The sequence below is a fragment of the Arsenophonus apicola genome, assembly GCF_020268605.1.
In the GTDB taxonomy this organism is placed as follows: Bacteria; Pseudomonadota; Gammaproteobacteria; order Enterobacterales; family Enterobacteriaceae; genus Arsenophonus; species Arsenophonus apicola.
In genome coordinates this window covers 1800385-1818401 of record NZ_CP084222.1, presented here as the reverse complement: position 1 = coordinate 1818401, position 18017 = coordinate 1800385, and the positions used below count along the sequence as shown (strand labels likewise).

30 protein-coding genes and 3 pseudogenes are annotated in these 18017 nt (G+C 37.2%); 14 read left to right on the top strand and 19 right to left on the bottom strand.

Annotation, left to right across the window (positions count from 1 at the left end; all coding sequences use genetic code 11):
• Positions 1 to 34: 34 nt before the first annotated feature.
• From LDL57_RS08665 to LDL57_RS08605, 14 genes and pseudogenes are all read right to left on the bottom strand, one after another.
• Positions 35 to 298, bottom strand: coding sequence for a hypothetical protein (locus LDL57_RS08665; RefSeq protein WP_225505454.1), 264 nt, complete (start codon positions 296 to 298; stop codon positions 35 to 37).
• Positions 299 to 495: 197 nt separating this feature from the next.
• Positions 496 to 1055, bottom strand: a pseudogene (locus tag LDL57_RS18170) (DUF669 domain-containing protein).
• Complete coding sequence (locus LDL57_RS08655; protein WP_225505453.1) at positions 1052 to 1732, bottom strand: ATP-binding protein; 681 nt, start codon at positions 1730 to 1732, stop codon at positions 1052 to 1054. The pseudogene LDL57_RS18170 and the gene LDL57_RS08655 overlap by 4 nt, the downstream one beginning before the upstream one ends.
• 2 nt (positions 1733 to 1734) lie before the next feature.
• Positions 1735 to 2034: a hypothetical protein gene (locus LDL57_RS08650; protein ID WP_225505452.1), complete on the bottom strand. Its 300-nt coding sequence runs from the start codon at positions 2032 to 2034 to the stop codon at positions 1735 to 1737.
• Positions 2031 to 2180 carry a hypothetical protein gene (locus LDL57_RS08645; protein ID WP_225505451.1) on the bottom strand — a complete coding sequence of 50 codons (150 nt, stop codon included), beginning with the start codon at positions 2178 to 2180 and terminating at the stop codon, positions 2031 to 2033. Before LDL57_RS08645 ends, LDL57_RS08650 begins: the two co-directional genes overlap by 4 nt.
• A gap of 9 nt (positions 2181 to 2189) precedes the next feature.
• Positions 2190 to 2324 carry a hypothetical protein gene (locus tag LDL57_RS17750; RefSeq protein ID WP_255498959.1) on the bottom strand — a complete coding sequence of 45 codons (135 nt, stop codon included), beginning with the start codon at positions 2322 to 2324 and terminating at the stop codon, positions 2190 to 2192.
• Between the two features lie 72 nt (positions 2325 to 2396).
• On the bottom strand, positions 2397 to 2681 hold the full coding sequence (locus LDL57_RS08640; protein WP_225505450.1) for a hypothetical protein: 285 nt from the start codon (positions 2679 to 2681) through the stop codon (positions 2397 to 2399).
• Positions 2682 to 2723: 42 nt separating this feature from the next.
• Complete coding sequence (locus LDL57_RS08635; RefSeq protein WP_225505449.1) at positions 2724 to 3002, bottom strand: hypothetical protein; 279 nt, start codon at positions 3000 to 3002, stop codon at positions 2724 to 2726.
• A gap of 15 nt (positions 3003 to 3017) precedes the next feature.
• On the bottom strand, positions 3018 to 3464 hold the full coding sequence (locus LDL57_RS08630) for a pentapeptide repeat-containing protein (protein ID WP_225505448.1): 447 nt from the start codon (positions 3462 to 3464) through the stop codon (positions 3018 to 3020).
• A gap of 220 nt (positions 3465 to 3684) precedes the next feature.
• On the bottom strand, positions 3685 to 5421 hold the full coding sequence (locus tag LDL57_RS08625; protein WP_225505447.1) for a DUF262 domain-containing protein: 1737 nt from the start codon (positions 5419 to 5421) through the stop codon (positions 3685 to 3687).
• A 108-nt stretch (positions 5422 to 5529) separates the two neighbouring features.
• Positions 5530 to 5817 carry a hypothetical protein gene (locus LDL57_RS08620; protein WP_225505446.1) on the bottom strand — a complete coding sequence of 96 codons (288 nt, stop codon included), beginning with the start codon at positions 5815 to 5817 and terminating at the stop codon, positions 5530 to 5532.
• Positions 5818 to 5867: 50 nt separating this feature from the next.
• Entirely contained in the window at positions 5868 to 6392 is a 525-nt protein-coding gene (locus tag LDL57_RS08615; protein ID WP_225505442.1) for a beta clamp domain-containing protein, read from the bottom strand.
• A 10-nt stretch (positions 6393 to 6402) separates the two neighbouring features.
• Positions 6403 to 6744 (bottom strand): hypothetical protein, encoded by a 342-nt coding sequence (locus LDL57_RS08610; protein ID WP_225505440.1) that lies wholly within the window; start codon positions 6742 to 6744, stop codon positions 6403 to 6405.
• A gap of 502 nt (positions 6745 to 7246) precedes the next feature.
• A complete protein-coding gene (locus LDL57_RS08605) occupies positions 7247 to 7957 on the bottom strand; it encodes an XRE family transcriptional regulator (protein WP_225505438.1) in 711 nt (236 codons plus the stop codon).
• Positions 7958 to 8098: 141 nt separating this feature from the next.
• On the opposite strand from LDL57_RS08605, the gene LDL57_RS08600 reads away from it, so the two are divergent.
• Positions 8099 to 8326, top strand: a complete 228-nt coding sequence (locus tag LDL57_RS08600) for a helix-turn-helix domain-containing protein (protein ID WP_225505436.1) — start codon at positions 8099 to 8101, stop codon at positions 8324 to 8326.
• 154 nt (positions 8327 to 8480) lie between these two features.
• On the opposite strand, the gene LDL57_RS08595 is transcribed toward LDL57_RS08600, so the two are convergent.
• Together LDL57_RS08595 and LDL57_RS08590 are read right to left on the bottom strand one after the other, a co-directional pair.
• A complete protein-coding gene (locus LDL57_RS08595) occupies positions 8481 to 8792 on the bottom strand; it encodes a hypothetical protein (protein WP_225505435.1) in 312 nt (103 codons plus the stop codon).
• Positions 8793 to 9234: 442 nt separating this feature from the next.
• Positions 9235 to 9540, bottom strand: coding sequence for a helix-turn-helix domain-containing protein (locus LDL57_RS08590; protein WP_255653810.1), 306 nt, complete (start codon positions 9538 to 9540; stop codon positions 9235 to 9237).
• Positions 9541 to 9717: 177 nt separating this feature from the next.
• Here LDL57_RS08590 and LDL57_RS08585 point away from each other — a divergent pair, with 177 nt between their 5' ends.
• The 8 genes and pseudogenes from LDL57_RS08585 to LDL57_RS08550 all read left to right on the top strand — a co-directional run bounded on the left by LDL57_RS08585 (position 9718) and on the right by LDL57_RS08550 (position 13893).
• Positions 9718 to 9954: a transcriptional regulator gene (locus LDL57_RS08585; protein WP_225505433.1), complete on the top strand. Its 237-nt coding sequence runs from the start codon at positions 9718 to 9720 to the stop codon at positions 9952 to 9954.
• 176 nt (positions 9955 to 10130) lie between these two features.
• A complete protein-coding gene (locus LDL57_RS08580) occupies positions 10131 to 10427 on the top strand; it encodes a hypothetical protein (RefSeq protein ID WP_225505432.1) in 297 nt (98 codons plus the stop codon).
• 72 nt (positions 10428 to 10499) lie between these two features.
• Positions 10500 to 10673 carry a DUF2740 family protein gene (locus LDL57_RS08575; protein WP_225505431.1) on the top strand — a complete coding sequence of 58 codons (174 nt, stop codon included), beginning with the start codon at positions 10500 to 10502 and terminating at the stop codon, positions 10671 to 10673.
• Positions 10666 to 11133: a helix-turn-helix domain-containing protein gene (locus LDL57_RS08570; RefSeq protein WP_225505430.1), complete on the top strand. Its 468-nt coding sequence runs from the start codon at positions 10666 to 10668 to the stop codon at positions 11131 to 11133. Before LDL57_RS08575 ends, LDL57_RS08570 begins: the two co-directional genes overlap by 8 nt.
• A gap of 102 nt (positions 11134 to 11235) precedes the next feature.
• Positions 11236 to 11409 carry a hypothetical protein gene (locus tag LDL57_RS08565; protein WP_225505429.1) on the top strand — a complete coding sequence of 58 codons (174 nt, stop codon included), beginning with the start codon at positions 11236 to 11238 and terminating at the stop codon, positions 11407 to 11409.
• A gap of 114 nt (positions 11410 to 11523) precedes the next feature.
• A pseudogene (locus LDL57_RS08560) lies at positions 11524 to 13412 on the top strand (bifunctional DNA primase/helicase).
• Positions 13413 to 13450: 38 nt separating this feature from the next.
• Positions 13451 to 13591, top strand: coding sequence for a DUF1187 family protein (locus LDL57_RS08555; RefSeq protein WP_225505428.1), 141 nt, complete (start codon positions 13451 to 13453; stop codon positions 13589 to 13591).
• Positions 13592 to 13680: 89 nt separating this feature from the next.
• Positions 13681 to 13893, top strand: a complete 213-nt coding sequence (locus tag LDL57_RS08550; RefSeq protein ID WP_225505427.1) for a DUF551 domain-containing protein — start codon at positions 13681 to 13683, stop codon at positions 13891 to 13893.
• Between the two features lie 22 nt (positions 13894 to 13915).
• Here LDL57_RS08550 and LDL57_RS08545 read toward each other — a convergent pair whose 3' ends face one another.
• The gene (locus LDL57_RS08545; protein ID WP_225505426.1) at positions 13916 to 14200 is read right to left on the bottom strand and encodes a hypothetical protein; all 285 of its coding nucleotides are present in this window, start codon (positions 14198 to 14200) and stop codon (positions 13916 to 13918) included.
• On the opposite strand from LDL57_RS08545, the gene LDL57_RS08540 reads away from it, so the two are divergent.
• The 4 genes and pseudogenes from LDL57_RS08540 (at position 14128) to LDL57_RS08525 (ending at position 16680) form a co-directional block, all read left to right on the top strand.
• Positions 14128 to 14571, top strand: a complete 444-nt coding sequence (locus LDL57_RS08540) for a recombination protein NinB (RefSeq protein WP_225507508.1) — start codon at positions 14128 to 14130, stop codon at positions 14569 to 14571. The genes LDL57_RS08545 and LDL57_RS08540 overlap by 73 nt on opposite strands.
• Positions 14572 to 15058: 487 nt before the next feature.
• Positions 15059 to 15376 (top strand): annotated as a pseudogene (locus tag LDL57_RS08535) (Rha family transcriptional regulator); the annotation flags it as partial.
• A gap of 271 nt (positions 15377 to 15647) precedes the next feature.
• Positions 15648 to 16121: a hypothetical protein gene (locus LDL57_RS08530; protein WP_225505425.1), complete on the top strand. Its 474-nt coding sequence runs from the start codon at positions 15648 to 15650 to the stop codon at positions 16119 to 16121.
• A 67-nt stretch (positions 16122 to 16188) separates the two neighbouring features.
• The gene (locus LDL57_RS08525; RefSeq protein ID WP_225507506.1) at positions 16189 to 16680 is read left to right on the top strand and encodes an antiterminator Q family protein; all 492 of its coding nucleotides are present in this window, start codon (positions 16189 to 16191) and stop codon (positions 16678 to 16680) included.
• Positions 16681 to 16902: 222 nt separating this feature from the next.
• Here LDL57_RS08525 and LDL57_RS08520 read toward each other — a convergent pair whose 3' ends face one another.
• Positions 16903 to 17166, bottom strand: a complete 264-nt coding sequence (locus LDL57_RS08520; RefSeq protein WP_225505424.1) for a hypothetical protein — start codon at positions 17164 to 17166, stop codon at positions 16903 to 16905.
• A 341-nt stretch (positions 17167 to 17507) separates the two neighbouring features.
• Here LDL57_RS08520 and LDL57_RS08515 point away from each other — a divergent pair, with 341 nt between their 5' ends.
• On the top strand, positions 17508 to 17753 hold the full coding sequence (locus tag LDL57_RS08515) for a hypothetical protein (RefSeq protein ID WP_180560104.1): 246 nt from the start codon (positions 17508 to 17510) through the stop codon (positions 17751 to 17753).
• Here LDL57_RS08515 and LDL57_RS08510 read toward each other — a convergent pair.
• Complete coding sequence (locus tag LDL57_RS08510) at positions 17725 to 17946, bottom strand: hypothetical protein (RefSeq protein ID WP_225505423.1); 222 nt, start codon at positions 17944 to 17946, stop codon at positions 17725 to 17727. The genes LDL57_RS08515 and LDL57_RS08510 overlap by 29 nt on opposite strands.
• Positions 17947 to 18017: the final 71 nt, after the last annotated feature.

Below are 18017 nucleotides of genomic sequence, written 5' to 3'. Positions count from 1 at the left end.
TAGGTTAGGTGGGTAAAGATTTCTTGTGTTGCAACTACTTCTTCAAGGTATCAAGGAACACCCCCAAAATGATCATAAGTGCTGGCACCAGCATGACACCAATAACCAGTAGCTCTTGTCCGCCTAAATGAATATTGCCTAATTCACCACGTTTAAACCTGATTTGCGGGTCAATGACGGCATCGGCGTGCGCGAGATGTCCAACAATGAGTTCAAAGGCAAACGCTGCACCGATAAACAAAAATGTTGTGATTAGTAAATTAATGATGTTAAGTTTCATGATTGAACCTTTTAACATTGGATTATTTCTTAATGCAAATTGCTTTTGCGTTGATATCCTTGAAAGTTTCAAATTCACGCTCAAACTGTTTAGCGGCGAATTGGCACATATTCTCAGTGTCAAATTCCTGAGTATGAACACTTGCAAAGTCATTTGACGCGTAAGGGCTGGCGTACATGGATAGGATTAAAACCCACATGGTAGGAACTCCTTGTCTAGAAAGGATTAAACTCATTATTTACTGGCGTATGGGTTGGTCTACGCTCGTCTCTATCTTTTAGAGTGCGCAACAAGTTTTAACTGCTTGTGCGGGTTTGTTTTCAACTTTTTCTAAAAGCGTTTGTCCAGTGTTTGCTACAAATGGCATACGGATATCAAAGCTGTAACTTTCATCGCCATTTTTCTTCGTTCTTAGAACTTTTTGCAAAACAAGTCCTACTTTTTTTGCCATGGAATTCTGGCGCAACCAGGTTATTGTTGTGGGCAACCGAGGTTACTCGCTGAATTCCAATGCATCCCATCATGGCATTGACCATATTTTGACCGAAAGGGTTTACCGTGCCGTCATTTTTCTTACAACAAATACTCAGATAGTTAACTTTTCTGCCATCCTCCGATTCACCTGAGAATTCAATAAACTCAGCGCCTTTATCACTTTTGCTTAATTTTGCCTCTGCAATTGTGATCACATACGCGCCTGATTCATTAATGAACCCCCTTGATAGGTTAATAAGGCTGACTCCTCGCTGTAGGTAAAGATAATGTTGTGGTTCATGCTGTTTTCTCCGTTATGTTAGTTTTTTTTAAGCTGTAATAGTCACAAATCGCTGTATCAACTGCGTTTATGTCGTTTTCAATTTCGGGTGTTTCAAACATTCCCATTGGGGATTTGACGGTATCATAACCGCTGTTTTGTGTTGAAAATAAGTATTGACCATCCTTAACTACCGTTTTCAGTACAATAGTAAACATGCCCTCAACGGTTATTTTTTCATCAAGCATTTTGCCAATTGTTTTCATCTTGACTTTACCTAATGGTGTTTCTTCGGTATGCGAGAGAAAATATATCCTTAGATCATCTGATGATGATTTTACTGCCGCATTGATCACATTCCATGTGTGAGCGCCTATTTCTGTAAATTTATCGAAAGATTTTTCATCTGATCTGCGCATGAATTCATTTGCCATCAGATATTGAAAATCATCAATAACAACTATCTTCTTCCTGTAACTAGAGGCTTTTTCGATAGCTTTCATGATGTATTGCCAACAGTCACTGACAAATATTGAGGTTGTGGCATCTTTTTGATCCCAATTTCGCCATTGAGTTGATTTAAACGGCAAAGGTTTTTTTAAAGTTTGGATTAATAAAGTTTCTTCAGGGCTTAGATGTCTAAGGCTAGCGGATTTTCCTGTCCCTGACTCACCCAGTATTAGTGTTGCGGTCGCCATATCTAATCACCTCTTATTTTTCCACCTAACGGTCCATCTCTTAGTTCTTGATCAAGGAAAGGATTGTATTCTTTATTTTGAACATATATAGGATTGTAAGTATTTGGCGAGGATTGAATTATTAATTTTTCTAGCTCCTTTGCTTCTTTATCGTACATTTCCATTGCCTGACGCTTTTCTTTCATCGATGGCGACAATGGTTCTTTTCCTTGCCTGGTTGCCTCCATCTGTTGTATTGCATAGGCAATAGCGTCTTCTTTTGATTGGCATCTCCTTTTATCCGTTAGCCTCGGCATTTTCATGTAAAATCTCCTCGAAAATCCTGCCAGCTAACAGGAACATTTTGTTGCCCCAGTACCTCACGTTGATGTTCATATTTGTTATGTTCCTTAAGCTCATTGCTTTTTCTTTGCTTCTTAACCAACTGAGTTAATTCAAATAAAGTCATGAGTTATTCCTATCTTGCTAACAATAAAACGAGGCTTGCCAACGCAATGATTAGCACGGTGGGGATAATTTTTAAGCTGTCTTTTTGGGCGAAGCTGTCACTATTTAAGACGTAGCGCAGCTCCTGCTGTTTAAGCTGGTTCATGTTTTTAGCTCCTGGTTAATTGAAGATTGAATTAAAAAAAGGGGTTTAGGCGGAAGGTTTTTCGATGGGTATTTAAGTGAACAGACACTCTTCAACTGTTTTGAGCGTGTTATTCCAGTCGATTCCATTCAAATCAACTTTAGCAACGAGTTCAGGTAGTTCGCTATCATCAGTTCCATCGTTTTCCCAACCAAAGCGAAAATCTTTTTTTATGGGTCTTTTTTTGAAAGACATCACGTCTCCCCATTCATCTGTTGCAATAAAGTGATGGTCTTCATTGATAGACATTTTAATACCAAAATAGAGTACAAATTTACGGTTAGCTGGAATAGCTAATTCGATGAGTTTCATGTTCATTATATTTTCCTTTAAGATTGAATTATTAAAATAAGCGTTAATTTAAGTTAAATTGATAAAAGAAAAATTATTTCGCTTTTTGTCAATTTCACGGTATATCTTCATCAGTCTCCGGTTCTCTTTCTTAAGACGATCATTTTCATTTGTTAAGCACTGTATGATTGTCTTAAAAGTGCGTACTTCTCTGTCATCGTCATCACGAATATCAATACTGCTTAAGTATATTGAATCGCTCAAATCACGACTGCCATTAGTTACGCCAACCAGATTACCCATATTAGGGTGTTTTGCTGTTACAATGCGTGGATTGTCCAATCTCATCGTGTTTAATCCTTCTTATTGTGCCGTTTGGTTTAACCAGTCAGGGCGCTCACCTTTTCCCAGGTAAAAATCCAGCATATCCAGTAAGCGAGGGTAGAACTCAAGCGCTTTTCTGCCATCCATGTTCACGATGTCTTCTTTGCTAAATTGTCGCCACTTTTCTACCGAATGATGTTGACATCCTGCACGAAGATTTTCTCCATTTGTAATCATTATTGGATAGGGTTCACCCATAATAACGAATGTATCATGGGGTAAGTCAGCTCCACATAGGTTTGCTCCACGTAGATTGGCTTCATATAGGTCTGCTCCACGTAGATTGGCTCCCCATAGGTCTGCTCCCTGTAGGTCTGCTCTAATTAAGTTGGCACCACTTAGATTGGCTTTACGACCATTCTTGCCCATCGAATCTACCCAAAATTTATGCTCATCAAGAATTTTTCTTAATTCATCGTTATTCATTTAATTACCTTCAGGTGAAAAAAAAGACCTAATTAGGTCTTATGCATGAGTTAGGACGTGTGCCCAAGTGCCTCTTGGTGTCCGATTACAGTCATCACGGACGGGTAAACGCAATCAAACTATATTTAGCTATTTGAAAGATAATTTATAGTCTTGACTGTCCCCAGAACAGAATAGGGCGGCGGCGTTTTGTGTTAACTGAGTACAAGGATGATTTATTTTATTCGTCATTCAGTGACCAGATATTTAATGCTTTTTTTGCTAAGAATTTTTGGCGTTCTATTATTGAATTTTCATTCCATTCTTCATAATTACTCCCAATGTATTTTGTTATATCAAATTTACTATTGATATAGGATGGTTTTTTATACTCAAAGGATTTATTTCCTATCTTTTTATTGTCATTGCTAGCTAATAAACACATATTACCTATCCTATGTACTAGGTTATCAAAATGATAATCGTTTCCAATATTCCATTCATCAGATGGAGATTTTGGTAAAATATGCTCTACAGTTACCGTATTTAAATCATAGTATGATGTACTATTTGTTATACTTTTTTCTATTTCAGTAAGTATATATTTTATAAGTTTTGTATTTCTATTATTACCAGTCTTTATTATTTTATTTGAAAAATCATTTTTGAATGTATCATCTGATGGATATAATTTAATTTTTAAATTTTTCAATACTTTTGAAACACCATAACTTTCTAATGAAATTCCTTGTGATATTGAACTATATAATCTTTCTTGTTCATGAGGAAGCATTCCACAAATTATATTATATCTAAATGTTATTATTGTTATATATTTTAATATTTTTTTAAATCCTTTCCTGTCATTGTTATAAAATGCATTATAGCAGGCAATAAGCATTGAAAATGGTTGTTTGACATTGAATATATTGAATAGTAATTCAAGGTAATGTTTTTCTTCATCATCCCAAAAATTGGAGTCTTTAGTATCTTTTAAAGCAGAGTATACTTCTGCGCAATTATCTATTTCTTTTAATAAATTAAAGGCGTCCTCTTTTGTTTTGATTGTTGATTTTATCGTTTTAAATAATTCTTTTTTTCTTGCTAATTTATTTTTGCTATTCCAATAAATGCGAACAAGTTCTGTAAGTTCATCGTTTCCTAATATAGATACAATTCTTTCCCATCTATTTTCTAAGTGGCGTAGTTCATTATTATGAGTACTTTCGTTAGTAATAATTGAAAATATATAATTTTTTAATAAATCAGTAGATGATAATTTTACTCCTCTGGCATTTAGAGTTTCAAAAACTTTAAATGCATTGATTTCATTACTTACCGTAATTGTTGTAAAGCAAAGCTTTTCTGTTATAAAAACAATTAATTTTGCTAATCCTGTTCCTTTATCATGAATTTCAGACAAATAATTTTCCATTTCTTTTTTGAAGAAAAAGAATGATTTCCTTAATTTATGCTCTGAGTTATTTAAGTTTCTTTGTGGTAACTTTGCTAATGTAGCTAAATAAGTTTGATAGTAATTATCATTATTTTTATTTAGTTGTAATTTAGTATGTTCACAGATTAGAACAGGATCTGTATAACCTATATAACTACTTATAAATTTTTCTTTCCTTGTTTTGTTTTGTTCTGTATCAATATTATTATTTATTAAATCATCAAATATGGAACATGCAGCTAGAATTATTATACTAATGGTTGTAATCCTTTGTTGCCCATCAACAATCTTAAAATTTTTTGTATCTTCGCTTTGTAGTACCAGGTAACCCATATAATGAAAAGAATATGGCTCATCGTTTAGTAAACTTACTATGTCTTGCCAAAGTTCATTCCAGTCAGACTCTTCCCAAGAATAATCACGTTGAAAAGGAGGGACAATGTAGTTATATGAAGGACTTAATAATTCATTAAAAGATTGATTTTTAGTATCAAAATTCATTGTTGGCATATTTTTACTCATTTTTTCACCTGACAATATTAATAATCACTCATGCAATAATTTTTATCAATACCAATGAGCTAAAATAACAATGGCTCAAATTTATAATTTTGATGTTACTCCAAAATATTAATAGATTGTTGATGCGCCAATCCGATGGAATTCAGTGTCCTCAGGTTCGTTGAAGTCGATATTGTCATAAATTCCATATTTGCAGGCTATATCAAGAATTGCATTATTCATCTCTCTGGATGTCATTTGTGAATCAATAATTTTTTCAAATTTTCTATAATCTTCTTCGGTCATATCTACGATATAGTTACATTTTGCGCTAACATCAGCAACAATTTGAACTTGTATTATTTTTTTGTTTTCATCCATTAGCGGTGACTCCAAAATGTGATTCAGGTTTATCATATATGCCGTAAAATCCTGTCGTCCAGGGCGAGGAAGATGTCAAACGGTAATTAGATCTTCATCGGCATGATGATTACGGATGTGTTTTTGTTTAACTCGACAATTGCGGCACTGTCATTACCGTTAGGTTTAATTTTTATTGATTTATATTTCGGGTTATAAATTTTTGCTACTTTCTCGATATCCGCAAGATAGCTGGCATTGAAGCCAATCTCTGAAACGGGCTTGCTTTCTTTAGGAATTACTCTGTTAATGTCAGGATATTTCCCTTCAATAACCTCACAGATTGCTGCACCAACGCGTAACCCGTCTTTATCAAGATAGGTCACAATTCTATATTGGGTATCAATCTGTGCCTTGTCAAAGCGAGTAAATTTTGCGCCTTTAATTGAAATTATCACGCTTTCATGTAGCGATTCAGTCTCATGCTCACCAATAAAAACTCGATAACCGTCAGCAGCATACAGCTTTTTATCAGGGGCAAAACAAATGCCGTTTAGATAATATCTGATATCACATTTAGCCTGAAAAATCATTGCACTGAGAAGTGCTTTTTTATCGACCGTCAAAATCATTTTTATACCTTTAACAGTTAGCAGTGACTCCAAAGTTGGATTTAGGTTTACTGTGAAAACGTCTAGAAGTATACAAAGCTGCTATAGGCAAACAGCAGTTATTAAATGCGTCATAAACTTTAGTAGGACGAATTGATATTGCTTTTTCTACACGATTTATCACTTTTCTTTTTAGTGAAAGGATAGGGCGTTTAGTGTTTGTTGGTGTTTGTTGCTGAGAGGGTTTGCTTCGATTTAAGGCTGCTTTCAGTGCCATATTAAGTGCTTTGTTATATTCATAAGCTGCTTGCCTGGCTCTTCTACGCTCATTTCTACGACGACGAGCATTATCATAACCATGAAAGTTACACATATTACCTCCTGACAATAAGTTTTGGTGGTGTGTGATAGGGCTAAGCGTCAAATTTACAGTCATCTTGGTGGTACCCTGGTATTGGCATTAGAAGAATGACTGTATTTTGGCAATTTCACACACCCCAAAACCGACTGTTTGGGTGTTTTGTGGTTACGCTTTTTCAGCGAAAGAGTGTTAAAGAGCGGTAGTATTCAACTGTCGTCACTTGCCTTCATGTTCATATGCCTCAGGCTGGCTACTTGGCAACGTCCGGCAAGGTTTCAGATAACTCATGGTATTGTCTGGCGTTTGCCTGTTGCAGTGAGTTGATGGGATGAATAATAGCTATAGCGATAAATTAAGTCAAGCCTAAAGTGATTTATTTTGGGGTTTAATTATTAGATATAGTGATTTTTAGACTAAAAAAACAAGACATGTAGTAACAAATAATAGCTTTAGGGTAGGTGAAATTAATTTAAAAAAATTAAAAAGAAAGGAATATGTTATGGTACTAAAATAGCTACCAAGCGTGAGAAGACCAAAATACTTGGCCGATAATTCGAATGTATTGTTTAAAATCTATTAACGTCATAATCTCATCAGGGTATTCTTCTCTGTTTACGGATCGGATAATTATTTTTCCTGGAGCTGATATTAAAGTTTTTACTCGTAGCACATCATCATGAGATATGGCATATGTTTTTCCATCTTCAATAGAGGTCTTGTCGGTATTAATTCCAACTACATCGCCATCATTTAGGGCTGGTTCCATGCTATTACCAGAAATTCTCACTAATCTAGCAGATTGAGGATGAACTCCCATTTTCTTCAGTGAATAACGTCTAAATAATAAACAAATTTTTGATCTTTCGTCAGTCTCATAGGATCCATTACCTGCTGATAATTTTACATCTAAAAGAGGAATTTCGACAAATTCTTCTAAATCTTGATTCTTCATTTCTTCGAAAATGTTTAGTTTTAACCGCGTATTTTTTAATTCTGAATGCTTTAATTTATTATTATTATCAGTCATTGGTTCGATACCGCTGGCGAGCCATTCTGGTCGTACACCTAATACCTTTGCTATTTCAACTACTTTTGTAGAGCTTTTTGCTGCTCCTGATGTTAATTTCCAAATACTAGATTGAGCCATACCAACAGACTTTGCTAAAGCTCCTTGAGTAACTTTTGCTTTTTGCATAGCAAAATTCAATCGCTCTGAAAAATTCAACGTCAATAACCTCTATAAGTAATATTTTAAATTTATTCCAATTTTATCGCTTAAGCGATATAAAAGCAAAGAGCCTATAGCTATTGACATTCGCCATTGTGATAAATAAAATCACCAAAGTTAAATAGATAAGGTGATATTATGAAAAATATTGCAGTCAAAACCGCAATTGAAATTGTAGGCACCCAAAAAGCCTTAGCAAAAAAATGCGGTTTAGCTCAATCGACTATCTGCGATTGGTTAAGTGGTAAAAAGCGAATATCGCCAGAGTACGTACCTGATTTAGTTGAAGCTACTGAAGGTAAAGTTCCAGCTTACCTTTTTAGACCTGATTTACCAAAGTTATTCCCTCATCCTGAAAGTGAATAATAAATAATTACGATTTTTAACACCACCGCTCTTTAACAACTTGGCCTCCCTGAAATTGGGAGATTTATAAATTCCCAGCCCATCGGGAGGGAATACTATTATCTGAAACTTATGGAATTAAGTGTAGGATAAGATTGCTGCAAAGACTATCAAATCATTTTGTCTGTATGCTATTTGATTTGCGGTTTTTTGAGTATCTTCTCGCAGAATAGAGATAAGTATTCGGTAAGCAACAGTTATCAAATGAAGGCTGAAGCTTTTTGTCTTTTAGATTGAGAGTGAGTGATGCAATGGTATTAACGGTGTCATCTTGCTTGTTGAATATGGAATCAAGGATTTGCTCTGTAGTACGTGGCTTAGGTTTCGCTTCGTATTCAGCGCGTTTTCTATCCCAGAATGCCATTTGTTTTGCCAGGCGACGGGATTTAGCATTGTCTTTTTTAGGTTTAAAGATAATGGTTGCCATTTTGTTTCTCCTAAATAAGTTTTAGTGGTGTGTGCCGGGATGCTTACGGTTTTTACTCACAGTCTGTTTATTCCCTGATGTAAAAACGAGATTTGACTGTTCTGTTATATTCACACACCCCAAAACTCACTTGGTGGGGTTGCTCTAACGCTTATTCAGAGCGGTGATTCCAATATGTTAAAGAGCGAATGACTTAGTTACTGATGAACTACACTTGCCTTCATGTTCATATGCCTCGGGCTGGCTACTTAGCAACGTTTGGCAAAGTTTCAGATAACTGGTGGTATTGTCTGGCGTTTGCCTGTTGCAGTGAGTTGATGGAAATGAGTGTAAGCAACTAGCTAACATTTGTCAACTTAAAGCAAGCAATTAATGTATGATAAATAAAAAAAGCCGCTTGATGCGGCTTATTATTTAGTAAGTGTATTTATGCGTAAAAGGGTTAATTGTTTTTAATTACATAACGATTGTAGTATTCTTTTAACTCTTTTAAGCGCATTTCAAATGCTGATAACATATTCAGTTTTTCAGCATTAGGTAATTCTCGAAATAGATCTAAGAGTTTCATTTCATCTTGTGATAATTCGACCAAGTTACTAGCGTCCTCTCCCAATATCCATGCTAATGACACCCCAGTTGCAGATGATAGTTTTAATGCTGCTTCTTTGCTTATACTGCCGCGTTTGAACCAACCATTGACTGAAGCACGACTTACACCAGTAATCCTGGCCATGTCAGATTTAGACATATGCCTAGTTTTTAATAATTCATCAAGACGTTGTGTTATCAACGATTCTTTTTCGATATTCATTTTTTTCATAATTAAAGTATAAGCAAGATACTAACATCACTCAATCTAGCATATTGTTGACATTAGTTAGCCAAATGCTTACAATTGTTAATCTTTAAGAATCAAGGAGTGCTTATGAACGGACTTGATAAAGCCATTAAACAATTTGGAAGCCAGCGAAAATTGGCTATTGCTTTAGGAGTTACACCAGCTTCTTTGAATAGATGGGTCAAAAAGAATGCTGGTAAAGCTCCACCTGAGCGTTTATTACCAATTTATAAACTTACAGGCATAAAGCCACATGAAATTAGGCCAGATCTTTACCCAAACCCAACAGATGGTATCCCTGCTGATAAGCAAAATACTATCTGAGTAACACCGTTCTTTAACATTTTGACTCGCTCTGAATAAGCGTTAGAGCCACCACAACCTCATAGGAATATCGAGGTAGGGAATTTTATTATTTAAGGATTATAACCATGGAATATTCAAATACTATCAAAATCACTTGCAAACCAGAGCATCTAGAATCTTACTTCTACCAGAAGATGGCATCAGAAGGGGGTAATAACGGGTTTGCCAAATCACTAGGAATTCACCCATCAACAGCGAGTCGGGATAAAACCAGAATATTTAAATTAGCCTGTCAGGTCGTTTCAGAATACGGCTTGCCTAAGCATGTGGTGAGTGTGCCTAATTCATCGACGCAGGAAGTGGTCATCACAAATATCTCAGGTGAAGAGATACGCAAGCTGATAGATATGCTGGAACATTTGAGATTGCCAAAAAAAGAAGCTCCAGAGTTAAAAAACAATGGAGCCTGCAAACATCATATCCAACTTTAAGTTTGGGTTACCTTTCAAGGAGAAGGGAAACGCCAGTTTTCCCTTTTTTCTTTCAATTTCAGCGAGGTCATTATGGCAAATAAACGCCGATTTTACCAGTCAAATATTCATAAAAACATTATTAGAGAGAGAGTCAATCGCTCTTTCACAGAGTTAGCCGCCAAGAAGCTAAAAGCCGCATTAGAAAATGCAAAATTAAGGCTTAAACATCGCGAAGAATCCATTAGAGGTAATCAGTATGAGTAGAATAGCAACAAATTGGGTATGGAAAATTAATTTAAAAGCTTCTCAGAAGTTGTTATTACTAGCTCTAGCTGACAGAGCTGATGAACATCATTGTTGCTATCCCAGTATTCAGAGGCTATCAAATGATACTGGGTTAGATAGAAAAACTATTTGCCGACAAATTAACCAAATGATAGCTGAAGGGTTAATAATCGATACTGGAGAGAGAAAAGGAGCAACAAAACAAGTTAAAGTTTTACGGTTAAATATAACCGAAGAAGAGTACCAAAACGGGATGATAAACAGTACCAAAATGGGAACAGTACCGAAATTGGTAACGATCCCAAAACGGTACTTTGAACAGTACCAAAACGGTACTTTGAAGGATCCCAAAAACGGTACTCAGAATCTATCAGTAGAACCTAACATAGAATCTAAAGATCTTAACACCCAAAAAACTGTTCAAAAAAAAATCGATTGAAAAAATATCTCGTTATGCGTTTGAAGGTGAAGTGATTCGACTCAACCAAAAGATTTTGAACAATGGGCGTCGATATTTTCAGATATTGATTTATTGCAGGAATTGAAACGGTTTGATGTTGAATTCAGCAAAGAAAAACCTAAAAACTGGTTTTCAGCACTGAGTGCAAAATTGAATTATCAAAACGAGACGGCACGCAAACGCAAGCAGCAAAGACAACCTATACCCAATCAATCAACAATGACCATCGCTAAAAACGGCTTGGTATTTTTCTAACAAAATCATCATGAAATCAATTATCAAATCAATACTCATCCGTGGGTACAACCACGGCTGGCTGAGCGCGGGCATTGTACAATACGGGTTTGACAAATTTAATCTGAGGGAAGCATGATTAGCATTACGGAATTATCTGAGAGGTTGTGGCTTGATGTTGTCAGAGTGGCTAAATATCTTTTACCTGAAGGCAAAAAAGAGGGGCACGAGTGGGTGGCTGGCTCTGTGCATGGTGAGCAGGGAAAAAGTTTAAAAGTTAATCTCTCTGGCAAAAAGGTCTGGTCAGATTTTGCAGAGGGAACAGGGGGCGATTTACTCGATTTGTGGGTTCAGGTCAGGGGCTGTAGTTTGCATCAGGCGATGGCGGAAGCAAAGCAGTTTCTAGGGATAGCGGATGAATCGGGTACATTTGAAGCAAAACGGAAAAAACAGTTTAAACGTCCACAACCCGCATCACTAAAAAAACCGTCCGTAAAACCACAAGACTGTTACGAATATCTTCAATCACGAGGCATAGGCCGAAAAACGGCGAAAGAATTTCAGGTCAGTGATGGGATTGTCTGGTCACCTGAAGATAACAGGGAATTACCCGCTATCGCGTTCCCTTACAAGCGAGATGGCGAGCTGATACAGGTTAAACGCATTAGCACAGCAAGACCTGATGGGAAGAAAGTTATTTCAGTTGAAGCGGATTGTGAACCGTGTTTGTTCGGCTGGCAAGCGCTACCCAAAGCAACCCGTGCAGTCATATTGTGCGAGGGTGAAATTGACTGCATGAGTTATCACCAGTATGGGTTGAGTGCATTGTCGGTTCCTTTTGGCGGTGGCTGCGGAGCCAAACAACAGTGGATTGAATATGAATTTCACAACCTTGACCGCTTTACTGAAATCTGGTTGTCGATGGACAATGACGAAGTGGGACAACAGGCAGCCCTGGAAATCGCCCGTCGATTAGGAGAATATCGGTGTCGTTTAGTTAAACTGCCCCACAAGGACATCAACGAATGTTTACAGGCTGGTATGACGCAGCAGGAAATTGTACATTGCCTTGAAACAGCAGCTTATTTTGACCCAGAAGAACTCTGCACAGCGCGAGATTTTTATCAAAGCACGCTTGATGCATTTTACGGCAAAGAGGAATATTTGTTCAAAACACCTTGGGAGTCATTAAATCGGCATTTCAGTTATCGTGAATCTGAGTTAACGCTACTTAATGGAGTCAATGGGCACGGTAAGAGTGAAATTTTGGGGCATGTTCTGTGTGAAGCAATGCGTCAGGGAATGAGAGCCTGTGTTGCTTCGTTTGAGTTAAAACCCGCAACGTTTTTAAAGCGTCTGACCCGTCAGGCGACATGTGCTAAATTACCCTCACAATTAGAAATTGAGTCCGCTTTTAAGTTTTATGAAGATAGGCTCTGGTTATTTGGCTTAACAGGGACAGCGAAATCATCACGATTATTGGAAATCTTCAGATATGCTAACCGCCGATATGGTATCAACCTGTTTATCATTGACAGCCTGATGAAGTGTGGGCTTGCAGATGATGATTACAACGGGCAAAAAGCCTTCATGGATGCACTATGTGATTTTAAAAACAAAACCTCATGCCACGTTATTCTAGTGACACACAGCCGTAAATCGGAAAGTGAGGAGAAACCCACAGGGAAAATGGACGTAAAAGGCTCAGGTTCAATCACCGACCTTGCCGATAACCTTTTCATTATTTGGCGAAATAAACGCAGAGAGCGAGCGCTACAGAAGCTAGAAGCCAGTCAACTATTAACTGAAAAAGAGCAGGAATATCTAAAAGAGCCAGCTTCCATATTGTGTTTAGAAAAACAGCGCAATGGTGAGGGGTGGGAAGGAAAAATCTCATTGTATCTGGATAAACAGGCGCATCAATTTTAGCAGAAGAAAATACAAGCCCTTATAATTACATCGCCAACATGCCAAACAGTGATTATGACCAGGTTTGGATGAATAACAATGTATCTAGAGATTAAACTCAGCTTTAACATCTTCAAATAATCAGGACACCCCAATGAAATACCAAATTGAAGCAACCCTTGTTAAGGATGGCGGCGAACCTGTGCATTGGCAGCGCTTTAGCGACAAAGCACTATCAGAAAAAAGATTGCCTGAAAATGTTATCCCAGCCGTCCATGTTCAAAATGCAATTTAGCGAGATAGGTTACTACTGGACTGCTATCAATGTAAAAGCTGGAAAGCAAGCTCAAATCAAGTTGATAAATTTTATCTGTAAGGAGATTAATGATGGAGTGGATTAAATGTGAAGAACGATTGCCATTAGTAGACGAACTGGTTTTAATTTGTAAGCGTTGTAATGATGACTTTGAAATTGAAGTTGGCTGGCGAGAGAATGAGAATAGTACTTTCATTTATCATTGTAATAAAGATGAAAAATTAACTTTCGAGCCGGATTATTGGATGCCATTACCTGAGCCGCCTAAGGAAGACTGGTAATGCATGAAATAATTAACTTTATTTACAAAATTAGCATGAATATCTTTTGTTTTTTAGGTGTTGTGATATCAATGATAATGTTGACTATCAAAATTGACAACAGTACGTGGTTTATTGCTTCTTTGAGGCTCTTATCAATAGTGGCAGTCACATCATTAGCTATCACAATGGTATATATCCTTTCTTTCTTGTTTAACCATGTTTTCTTGAAATGAAAAAGAACAGGAGGTATATCTGGAAGACAAATTACTCTTACACGAATCAACGAAACAATCCGTCTGGCAAACACTAAAAGCTGTTCTTGCAACAAACCAACCGCATCAACTTATTATCAAGCCCTTCAAGCAGACTCGAAGCCTATCGCAAAATGCACTTTTTCATTTGTGGACATCTGAGATAAGTAAATATCTGTGTGCAAATGACGCTAATTACACTCCAGAGCAGGTGAAGGAAATGCTGAAACATACATTCTTAGGCTATGAAGTGGTAGAGCGTATCGATGTGACCACACAGCAGCCAGAGCGCGTCAGAACGCTCAGGAGGACATCAAAGTTAGATACGGGTGAGATGCATATCTTTATGCAAAAAGTGGAATGCTGGGCAATTGGCATACGTTGTTTCGTGACAGTACCGGAAAGCTCGGAGTATATGAAATTAAAACAGGGGCAGGAACAGTGAGCAGTCAAAAGCAAAACCCCCATGAAAGGGGGCTTATTCTCAGCGTTGACTTCGTTTGCAATCGCTTTCTGTCACGCTGGCTACAATGGACGCACCGTAGAGTAGTCTTGGAGCCTGTCAGCTAATCATCAATCTGATTAACGCAGGAGACATTAGCAATGTTAGCAGGAAAAGACTTTTATGCAATACAAAATAGGAGCAGTGAGTATTCAATTTGACGTTATCAATAGTTCAGGTTATATTTTCAGTACATCTGCAAAATCAGATGTCAGGGTTAGCCTCCTGATAAGTGAGACCACGTCAATGTACACGCCGTGAGCGTGTTTTTTATTGATAAAATTCAGTTACATCTCAATGGTGGGCTGGATGGGGGGATCGTAAAGATCCGCCAGTTGGTTTCACTGGTAAGGCTAACCCTGTTCAGTTCACCACCATACGAGATTAGCCTCTCAGGTGGTGTTTCACAGACGAAACCATCGGAGGTCATATGACACTTCAGCTTTCTACTATCACCCCTAAAGTTACTATTAACAATAATAAAGCTGTAACCACGTCTAAAGACGTCGCTGATTACTTTGGTAAAGAGCATCAAAAAGTTGTTTTAAAAATATCTAACCTTGATTGTTCTGAGCAATTTTTAACCCGCAATTTTTGGCGGGTTCAATTTGAACACAAAGGTAATACTTATGATGCTTATGAAATGACAAAAAACGGCTTTATTTTCTTGGTGATGGGATTCACAGGCAAAAAGGCAGCCCAATTTAAAGAGGCATACATTGCTGAGTTTGATAAAATGGAATCAGAACTCAATAGTGCGATCGCTGTAACTGGAGCATCCAATAAAGTTCTTCTCACTTTACTACCCAATGGCAAAGTAGATAGCGCAAGAGTGATTCATGATAATGAATATGTCGCTTCACTAGAGTCATTGTTCGAAATTGGTCGTCGTGCTGGTTACATGATTATTCACAAAGATGAATTAATCAAAAAACTCTCTGAATAATCAATCACCCTAAATTTAATCATCATTTATAGCCCCTCAAATGAGGGGTTTTTTATTGGGAGAAATAATTTTAATGGCACTAAAAAGGGATAAATACGATGCTGTGTTCTCTGAATTAGTTCGCGAAAGAACAAACTGGATATGTGATTATTGCGGACGACATTTTCAGCATGAACGCGCTAAGCTGCACTGCTCACACTTCAAATCAAGACGACATAAAGCCACCCGTTATCACCCCTTAAATAGTTTTTCGCACTGTCAAGGCTGTCATCGTAAATTAGGCGAAGACCCTTACGAGTTTACCGCGCATGCAGAGATAACTTATGGTGAGATGACCATTGCCAAAATAGCGATGCTAGCAAATACCCCTGTAAGGTTCAAGGTGGGTGAAATGGATGAAATCTACCGTCAAATGAAAAGTGAGCTAAAAAGAATGAAAACGATGCGACTTGATGGATTTATAGGGCGCATTGAGTTTTTCTTACCGGATTGGTATCAGGCAGGCATTACCTTTCGAATGGGCGAAGAAAAAGCCCACACACTTTAAACCACCATTACTATTCAACGCAGGGCATTTAAACCATGCCCCTATTCCTGTTTTTGCCGGAGGAGAGATGAGAGCGGTTAAGTCACTGGAACTAACCAAAGCACAGCATGACTGGGTAAATGGTTGGCTTGAGTTATGGGGGGCTTGGGTAAGCTCAGGAGAGCTTGATAAACGGCAATTCAATATTATCTGGCGATTCATGCAAAAAGCGAAAGGGGAAGTTATACCTTCCAGGCCAATGTGTAACGATGATGAAGGATTGCTCATTTCTCAAGTGGTTGATGCTGTCATGCGTATTGATGAAAAAGCCTACCAAATTCTATTAAGTTATTACGTTTACGGAAAATCAAAATTAAGCATAGCCACCTATTATCATAATATAGCGAAACCCAGAAGGATGAAGACCAGAGCGGGGGGCAGGTGGAAAAAGCCATCACGCATAACATGTCGAAGGGAGATTGATGACATTCTCAATGCCAGCGTGTATTTAATACACAATCGGCTAATAACAGTCATGAAAAATCCAAACACTGTTGATAAAATGATTAATTATACCTAATTATGGCTTGACTTTAATGAGCAAATGAGCAACAATTTCAAGGTAAGCTGATGTAGTTGTATAAAAAAATCATAAAGTTTCGCTTTTGCGGGGTTTTTTGTTGCTTCATTAACCAAATAATAATATCCTATCAACGCACTACTTTTTGTAAGCTCGTATGGTACATATAGGTAAATAAGGCAGTAGTGCATAGCCCCACGTGAAAGCGTGGGGTTTTACTTTTTATGCTATTTTGAAAACGGATTGATAGCCGTGATTATATGACTCAAAAGCATCTTTATGACGAACAGCGCCAGCTTGACTATCTGAAATTTGAGTTAAAACTGAGTCGTCATAAGCTTTTTGCGCTCCAGTAAGCGCATGGTGACGACCTAATTCATAGGCGCATCCCGCACATTTATGACGACTATTTTGACCTTGATTATTAGAAAGAGATGTAAATAACTGGTTGTAGCGATGAGGCTTTTGACAAATATTCTTATTCATTAAAATCAGTCCTGTATATAAACAGGGCTTTACACAGATCACCAAGTGAAATAAACTAAATGCGTGATCACATGTAAAACCTTGTCGTTTTATCTTCCGTCCCTGATAGTTGTCGCTATCAGGGATTCCTATATATAGTATTTAGTATTCAAAACATATACTATATGTCGTTATTATATTCTTGAGCAAAAAAAGATCAACGAAAAGATCGACTTACGAAGAAACACCCCTTGTTGATGGTGGGGCATTTCGTTTACGCCGCCGCAAAACTGTCAGTTCAAATAGCTTAAACAAGTAAGGCGGCTGTCTTCCTGTTTAATTGTTAAACATGAGGTTAAAGTATGGACGAACGTATAGAAGTATTAGAAAGTAGAATAGCTGAATTGGAAAAACAGTTCACAGAGATGAATAAGGTGAACTGCTGTACTAAATCAGAACATGGTGTTAATGCTATTGTTCAAAACGTTTTAGATTTAACCCGAGTAAAAAAGGCTACATCCAATTTTAAAACAAATTGTAAAGTCAATTATCAACACAGTGTCGATGCGGGGATGTGTATTAAAGCTGATTTGCGTCAATCAGCTTAATATTTTTAACTACGTCTTTCATTATTGGTGAGTTAATCTCTGACAGCCCATCTAACACAACTTGTCTTTTCTCATAGTCAGTTGCAATTATCGCCAATAAAACTTGCTTAATAGCTACAAGCTCGTGTGCAATGGGTTCTGGAATAGATTTATTCATGTTAAATTTAAATGGGTAAAATTTTTTCTCAATCATTTTTTCATTCTCTAGTTTATTAATTTAAGTATCAGCTAATTCATCAATTAGCTGTATCGCAATCTTAGCTT

Excerpts from the sequence above, each read along its gene's own strand:
- LDL57_RS08665 (WP_225505454.1), bottom strand. The coding sequence starts at position 298 with ATGTTAAAAGGTTCAATCATGAAACTTAACATCATTAATTTACTAATC.
- LDL57_RS08630 (WP_225505448.1), bottom strand. The coding sequence starts at position 3,464 with ATGAATAACGATGAATTAAGAAAAATTCTTGATGAGCATAAATTTTGG.
- LDL57_RS08585 (WP_225505433.1), top strand. The coding sequence starts at position 9,718 with ATGAACGGACTTGATAAAGCCATTAAACAATTTGGAAGCCAGCGAAAA.
- LDL57_RS08620 (WP_225505446.1), bottom strand. The coding sequence starts at position 5,817 with ATGATAAACCTGAATCACATTTTGGAGTCACCGCTAATGGATGAAAAC.
- LDL57_RS08640 (WP_225505450.1), bottom strand. The coding sequence starts at position 2,681 with ATGAACATGAAACTCATCGAATTAGCTATTCCAGCTAACCGTAAATTT.
- LDL57_RS08610 (WP_225505440.1), bottom strand. The coding sequence starts at position 6,744 with ATGTGTAACTTTCATGGTTATGATAATGCTCGTCGTCGTAGAAATGAG.
- LDL57_RS08595 (WP_225505435.1), bottom strand. The coding sequence starts at position 8,792 with ATGGCAACCATTATCTTTAAACCTAAAAAAGACAATGCTAAATCCCGT.
- LDL57_RS08525 (WP_225507506.1), top strand. The coding sequence starts at position 16,189 with ATGAGAGCGGTTAAGTCACTGGAACTAACCAAAGCACAGCATGACTGG.
- LDL57_RS08530 (WP_225505425.1), top strand. The coding sequence starts at position 15,648 with ATGGCACTAAAAAGGGATAAATACGATGCTGTGTTCTCTGAATTAGTT.
- LDL57_RS08580 (WP_225505432.1), top strand. The coding sequence starts at position 10,131 with ATGGCATCAGAAGGGGGTAATAACGGGTTTGCCAAATCACTAGGAATT.
- LDL57_RS08650 (WP_225505452.1), bottom strand. The coding sequence starts at position 2,034 with ATGAAAATGCCGAGGCTAACGGATAAAAGGAGATGCCAATCAAAAGAA.
- LDL57_RS08590 (WP_255653810.1), bottom strand. The coding sequence starts at position 9,540 with ATGTCTAAATCTGACATGGCCAGGATTACTGGTGTAAGTCGTGCTTCA.
- LDL57_RS08550 (WP_225505427.1), top strand. The coding sequence starts at position 13,681 with ATGATGGAGTGGATTAAATGTGAAGAACGATTGCCATTAGTAGACGAA.
- LDL57_RS08575 (WP_225505431.1), top strand. The coding sequence starts at position 10,500 with ATGGCAAATAAACGCCGATTTTACCAGTCAAATATTCATAAAAACATT.
- LDL57_RS08515 (WP_180560104.1), top strand. The coding sequence starts at position 17,508 with ATGGACGAACGTATAGAAGTATTAGAAAGTAGAATAGCTGAATTGGAA.
- LDL57_RS08655 (WP_225505453.1), bottom strand. The coding sequence starts at position 1,732 with ATGGCGACCGCAACACTAATACTGGGTGAGTCAGGGACAGGAAAATCC.
- LDL57_RS08510 (WP_225505423.1), bottom strand. The coding sequence starts at position 17,946 with ATGATTGAGAAAAAATTTTACCCATTTAAATTTAACATGAATAAATCT.
- LDL57_RS08635 (WP_225505449.1), bottom strand. The coding sequence starts at position 3,002 with ATGAGATTGGACAATCCACGCATTGTAACAGCAAAACACCCTAATATG.
- LDL57_RS08555 (WP_225505428.1), top strand. The coding sequence starts at position 13,451 with ATGAAATACCAAATTGAAGCAACCCTTGTTAAGGATGGCGGCGAACCT.
- LDL57_RS08600 (WP_225505436.1), top strand. The coding sequence starts at position 8,099 with ATGAAAAATATTGCAGTCAAAACCGCAATTGAAATTGTAGGCACCCAA.
- LDL57_RS08615 (WP_225505442.1), bottom strand. The coding sequence starts at position 6,392 with ATGATTTTGACGGTCGATAAAAAAGCACTTCTCAGTGCAATGATTTTT.
- LDL57_RS17750 (WP_255498959.1), bottom strand. The coding sequence starts at position 2,324 with ATGAACCAGCTTAAACAGCAGGAGCTGCGCTACGTCTTAAATAGTGAC.
- LDL57_RS08520 (WP_225505424.1), bottom strand. The coding sequence starts at position 17,166 with ATGAATAAGAATATTTGTCAAAAGCCTCATCGCTACAACCAGTTATTT.
- LDL57_RS08645 (WP_225505451.1), bottom strand. The coding sequence starts at position 2,180 with ATGACTTTATTTGAATTAACTCAGTTGGTTAAGAAGCAAAGAAAAAGC.
- LDL57_RS08625 (WP_225505447.1), bottom strand. The coding sequence starts at position 5,421 with ATGAGTAAAAATATGCCAACAATGAATTTTGATACTAAAAATCAATCT.
- LDL57_RS08570 (WP_225505430.1), top strand. The coding sequence starts at position 10,666 with ATGAGTAGAATAGCAACAAATTGGGTATGGAAAATTAATTTAAAAGCT.